We start from the raw sequence: 6,106 nt of genomic DNA on the forward strand, positions 1-6,106 counted from the left end.
ACCAGAACACGAAATAACGGGGCGGACAACGTGATTCAGTTGAAGGCCGGTCAGAATATAATGCTGACCGGCGATATCGTTCGATTCAGCGCGAAAGCCGGGGCTGCTCTGGATGTTTCCGCGCTCGTGGTAGCGGAGAGCCTGCGCGTCTTCGATACCGGCGATTTCGTGTTCTACAACCAGACCGAGACCGCGGGGGTGACGCTGTCCGACGACGGCGTCACCGTCCGGCTCGCCGAGGTGCGCGCCGACGCGAAGGCGGTGCTGCTGGTGGTCAGCGCCGATCCGGCCGTGCCCGCGCAGCCCGGCGGGCTGGGCGCGGTCAGCGCCGCGATCGCCGTAAATGACGTCGCGACAGCGGAATTCGATATCACCCCATCCGCGGGGGAGGCCGCGCTCATCTGCCTGGAGGTGTACCGGCGCGGCACCGACTGGAAGCTGCGCGCGGTCGGTCAGGGCTATGCGGGTGGACTGGCCGTGCTGCTCACCGCGCACGGCGTCGAGGTGGACGAACCGGCGACGCCGCAGTCCGGTCAGTCGGGTCAGCACAGTGCGGCCGATCTGCGCGACGCCGAACCCGTCAACACTCCGGGACGCGCCAGCGGTCAGGACACCATCAGCGGTCCCGGCGCCGGCGACTCGCGTGCGACCGGCCAGCCGCTCGAGGTCGCACATGGACTCGAACGCCTGTGGATGATCTTCGAGGATGCCGCGCGCTCGGCCGCCGCGCTCATCTCCTCCCGTGATTACGCCATGCAGCGGCTGGATCAGGAACTGTCCGCTGCGGTTTCGGATCCGGCCACCAGGAACACCCCGGCGGCCGAGGACGCGCGTCAGGCCGCACAGCGCCGCTGTGACGATCTGATCGCCACCGCCGAGAGCAGCCACCTGCGCGATAGCGAACAGCTCATGCGCGAACTCGCCAATGCCGATCGGCAGCTGCCGCCGTCGCTGGCCTCGTGGGATTCCCCCGCCTGGGATCGCCCGCCGATGCCGAGCGACGGCATCCGGCTGGGCGAGCTCTACGCGATCGAGCGTGGGCCGCTGCGCATTCCGTACTGCGTGCCGGTGCCGCTGACCCGCCCGCTGTGGATCGATACCGAATCCACGGCCGCGGCGACCCCGATCGTCGGTGCGCTGCTGGCCCGGTTGCTCGCGGCCGACCCCGGTCGGCGCACCCTGGTCGACATGATCGATCTGACCGGTGCGTTCGGTCAGCTGGTTGGTCCGCTGACCCCGGTGCTGAACGGTCCGCCGATCACCGATTTCGCCGAGATCTCGCCGCGGCTGCAGGCCCTGGTCGATGCCGCGGAATTGGCCGAATTGGCCTATTCCAGCGGGAATTTCACCCCGCCGACCGAACACCGGGTGCTGCTCGCGGCGGACTTCCCGCACGGCTACCAGCCCTCGGACGCACAACGCATCGCCGTGCTGCTGATGCGCGGCGATCTGATCGGACTGTCCACGGTGATCATCGGCACCGACGAATCCGAATCCAGTGACGGCACGTTGGCGATGGTGTCGCAGTCCTGCCGACATCTGCCGACGGTGGAGGACACCCCGCTGTTCGATCCGTGGACCGGCAGTGCGTGGCAGCTGGATCTGGACCTGTTGCCAGGGGAACCGGCCAGGCAGGCCCGCTTCCTGCGCACCAGCTAGCCCACCTCCAGCTACCTTCTGCTGGATCGAGCCGTGGGTCCGAGGAGGTTCCGTCGAGCGTAGTCGAACGGTGGTCGCACCCGCTGCGTTCAACCGCCGTATCACTACGCTCGGCGAGCTCGAGCTATCAGCGGACGACGGTCACCCTGGGGCGCAGCGCCTCCGGCAGCCAGGGCAGCAGCGGGTCCGGCGCGCGATCGACGATGCCGCCGACCGGATCGTCGACGAGATCGCGCCGGACCAGATCCTCCTCCGGCCGGTAGATCTGCCGGATGATCAACGCGCACAACGCGAGTACCGCGAGATCGCGCAGCAGTACGGTGCCGGTGAACCACTGCTCGGGCAGGCCCTTGCGGTCGAGGCCGAGGTAGTAGAACATCCGCGGCACCCAGACCAGCGCGTCGATGGTCATCCACGCCAGCAGAATTCGGCGATGCGGCAGTGCCAGCACGGCCAGCGGTACCAGCCACAGCGAATACTGCGGGCTCCACACCTTATTGGTGAGCAGGAATGCCGCGACCACCAGGAAGCACAGCTGGGCCACGCGGGGACGGCGCGGGGCGGTGAGCGCGATATAACCGATCACGGCACAGGCGAGGACGAATACCGCCAGCGACACCAGATTCAGGACGGTCGGCTGATCGGCGTGCCCGATCTCGCCGTCGAAACCGTCCCAGCCGGTGAACGAGGTGATGACGTTGTAGATGGAGTCCGGGTCGGCATGCCGAGTGGTGTTGAGCCGGAAGAATTCTCGCCAGCCGTTCGGATACAGCAGCAGGATCGGCAGATTCACCACCAGCCAGGTGCTCGCCGCCGCCGCGACGGTGAGCGCGGCCGCGCCGAGCGGCCGGGCACTGAGAAACTGCACGCGGTACGGGGTTTCGCGCAGCCAGGTCAGCGCCGTGTGCCACCCGGTGATATCGCCGAGCCGCAGCCCGAGGCGCGCGCTGGGTACCCGCTGCAGCGGGTCGGCGCGCAGGCACAGCACCACGATCGGCCCGAGCAGTAGCAGCGGATACAGCTTGGCCGCACCGCCGAGCCCGAGCAGCAGGCCCGCGAGCACCGGCCGGCGGCGCGCCCAGGCGAGCAGGCCGGTGGCGGCGAAAGCGGTTGCGAGCGCGTCGAAATTGGTGAACGCGTGCACGATCACCAGCGGAGAGCAGGCGATCAGCGCGGCATCCCAGATCCGCCGCCCGGCCAGTTGCGCCGAGGCCCACACGGTGACCAGCCAGGCCAAGGCGAGGCCGACCGCGACCACGTTGAAGTAGATGACGACCTGTAGCGCGCCGGGCAGCGGGGAGGCGTCCCAGGTCTTGGCGACCTGCATCGCCGCGTACTGATAGAGCCCGGACAGCACCGGATACTCCATGTACCTGGTCTCCCGGCCGCCGTCCGGGGTCTGTTCGGTCCACGACTTCTTGTACGGGAACGCGCCCTCGTTCAAGCGTTCCGCGCCGTAGAGCGGCACCGTATCCGAGTAGCACATGGCCACGTATTGGCGGCCGTTGTTCCAATCGAGGGTGATCGAACCGTCGGACGCGGTCGTCTGCTGGATGCAGGCCGCCTTACTCGTCCACCCGAGCGCGAGGAAGACCAGCGCGAAGGCGAGCAGCACCCGCATCGGGGTCCAGAACCGGACCCGGCCGATGAGCGCGTGGTCGCCGACCGGGCCGCCGATGACGGTGCTCAGCTGCGCGCTCAGGGAATCGTTGCGGCTGGGCCGATCCCGGCCGTCGCACGATCGTAGGTCCGGCGCGAGCGGCGCGGGCGCGATGTAGGGCGCCGCGCCGCTCGTCTGTTCCGTTGTGCCCGAAGGCATCCCATTGGGTTGCGGCGCGCTCCCATTCGTCCGCTCGGCCATGAGTTGCTGTTGGGTCACGGCAGCCGAGGCTACCGGGTCCGTGTTGGTTGGCTTCCGTTGCCGGTACCTGTATCACCGGAGTTGGGTCGCTGTGATCCGCTCGGCGCCGAGCCCTCTGAGGTCGCCATCGGCTGACCGGGCAGCGGCGTCGCTTCCGGCTGCTGCTGGGTCTGCGGCCGCTGCTGCTGGGTCTGTGGCTGCACTCCGGGCACCGGAATGGTGATACCGGGCAGGATCTCGACCTGGCTCGGCACCACGACCACCGGCGGCAGATACGGCGCATCCGTGGTCGAGGGCGGGGTGAACGGCGCGGACCACTCGGGCACACCCGCCTGGCCCTTGATGGGCGCTGGCTTCGGGAAGGTTTGGTTGGGCGTGCCCTGCAGGGCGCCGTCCATGGTGGCCTTCCAGATATCCGAGGGCAGGCCGGAGCCGTAGATCATGCCGCCGCTGTAGTTGCGCAGCGCCGAGTTATCGATCGAGCCGACCCACACCGCCGTGGACAGCGTCGGGGTGTAGCCGACCATCCAGGCGTCCTTGTTCTCGCCGGTGTCGCCGAGCTGGGCGGTACCGGTCTTGGTCGCCGACTCGCGGCCGTTGGCCAGGTCGTGGTGGCGCGACCATGCGGCGATCGGCTTCATCGCGGCGGTCACGTTGTCCGCCACCGCTTCCGAGACGCGACGCTCGCCCGCCACATCACCGCGGTCCAGCAGCACCTGCCCGTCGGCGGTAACCACCTTCGAGACGAAGTGCGGTGCGTGGTAGATGCCGGAGGCGGCCAAAGTCGCGTAGGCGGAGGCCATATCGAGGACCCGGGCCTGGTACTGGCCGAGCACGATGCCGTTGTTCGGCGGGGAGCCGTCCGGCTCGACCAGACTCTTGCCGACGCCCGGGATGGTTTCCGGGATGCCGAGCTTGTGCGCCATATCGGCGATCTTCGCCGGACCGTTCTGCATATCCAGCTCCATGCGGTAGAAGCTGGTGTTCAGCGAGCGCTTGAGCGCCTCGGCGATGGTGCAGGTGCCGCACTGTTCGCCTTCGACGTTGGTGATCTTGATGCCGTTCACGGTGATCGGCGAACTGTCGTACATCTCCGAGAGCGGTTTGCCCAGCTCCAGGTTCTCCGCCAGACCGAAGACCTTGAACGAGGATCCCGGCTGCAGACCGGCATTGGCGAAGTCGTAGCCCTGACCGTCGTCGCCGCCGTAGTAGGCGCGCACGGCACCGGTCTTCGGATCCACCGAAACCACCGCCGCGCGCAGCTTTTCCGGCTCGCCCTGCATCTTCTTCTGCGCGGCGTCGACGGCGGCCTGCTGCGCCTTCGGATCGATCGTGGTGGTGATCGACAGACCAGCGGTATTGAGCTGCTGCTCGCTGATGCCCGCGGCCGACAGCTCCTTGAGCACCTGGGTCTTGATCAAGCCCTCGGGGCCGTCGTCGAGCCCCTTGTCCTTGGTCGAGGCCACCGGGACCACCTGCGGGAACTGCTGGGCTTGGCGCTCTTCGGCTTTCAGATTGCCGCCGGAGACCATGCCGTCGAGCACGTAATTCCAGCGGAATTTCGCGCCCTCGGGATTCTTCTCCGGATCCAGACCGGAGGGCTGCTGGATGGTGGCGGCCAGTACCGCGCCCTCGGCGATGGTCAGATCCTGGACCGGCTTGCCGAAGTAGGCCTTGGCCGCGGCATCGATGCCGTAGGCGCCACGACCGAAGTAGATGGTGTTGAGGTACGCGGCGAGGATCTCGTCCTTGCTCCACTGGCGCGCCATCTTCGCCGAGATGACCAGCTCGTGCATCTTGCGGGTCAGCGAGTGTTCGTCGCCCACCAGCGCGTTCTTCACGTACTGCTGGGTGATCGTGGAACCACCGCCCGCGCTCTCCTTGCCGAGGGCTTGATCCCTGGCGGCGCGCATGAAGCCGGAGACCGAGAAGCCCGGGTTGCTGTAGAAGTCCCGGTCCTCGGCCGCGATCACGGCATTGCGCACATGCGGCGGAATCTGATCGATGGTGACATCGGTGCGGTTGCCGTCGGGCGGCACGACCTTGCTGATCACCGAGGTGCCGTCGCTGGCGAGGATGGTCGCGACCTGGTTGGTCTTGAGGTCGCCCGGCTGGGGCACCGAAACCGTCGTGTAGGCGACCAGGAAGACCGCACTCGGCAGCACGATGGACAGGGCTACCAGCACGTAGATCACCCGGCGCACGATCCGCCACGGCGACTTCTTCTTCGCGCCGGGGCTGCGACCGCCCGGTCCGCCGGGCCCGCCGTCACCGCCGTTGCGTCGCGGCGGCGGTCCCGAGGGCGGTGCACCCGCGGTCGCGCGGCGCTCACCGGTGGTACCGGCGCCGTTGGTGCGGCGGGCGCCGGGGCGATCCTGGCCGGGACGCGGGGTGGCCGGTCGGGGACCGGTGGGCGGCGCCGAGCGCCGATTGCGTTCGGCGACGGCGTCGGTCAGCGAGCCGGGGCGCTTGTCCTGCGGCCGCTCGATCTTCTGTGTGGCTTGCGCACCCGGCGGTGCGTTATTGGGTAGTGGCCGGCCCTGCGGCGGGCGGCCCTGCGGCGGCGGACCCGGCCGCCGCGGCGGC

At 68.6% G+C, this 6,106-nt stretch carries 3 protein-coding genes; 1 reads left to right on the plus strand and 2 read right to left on the minus strand.

From position 1 onward, the window contains the following. Positions 1-30 precede the first annotated feature (30 nt). Positions 31-1,659: a TerD family protein gene (locus ACHQ4I_RS03415; protein WP_420770151.1), complete on the plus strand. Its 1,629-nt coding sequence runs from the start codon at positions 31-33 to the stop codon at positions 1,657-1,659. Positions 1,660-1,786: 127 nt separating this feature from the next. On the opposite strand, the gene ACHQ4I_RS03420 is transcribed toward ACHQ4I_RS03415, so the two are convergent. Further along, positions 1,787-3,478: a glycosyltransferase family 87 protein gene (locus ACHQ4I_RS03420; RefSeq protein WP_420770190.1), complete on the minus strand. Its 1,692-nt coding sequence runs from the start codon at positions 3,476-3,478 to the stop codon at positions 1,787-1,789. A gap of 71 nt (positions 3,479-3,549) precedes the next feature. Continuing rightward, on the minus strand, positions 3,550-5,727 hold the full coding sequence (locus ACHQ4I_RS03425) for a transglycosylase domain-containing protein (protein ID WP_420770191.1): 2,178 nt from the start codon (positions 5,725-5,727) through the stop codon (positions 3,550-3,552). Positions 5,728-6,106 lie beyond the last annotated feature (379 nt).

This window comes from Nocardia nepalensis (assembly GCF_048910785.1).
Classification (GTDB): domain Bacteria; phylum Actinomycetota; class Actinomycetes; order Mycobacteriales; family Mycobacteriaceae; genus Nocardia; species Nocardia nepalensis.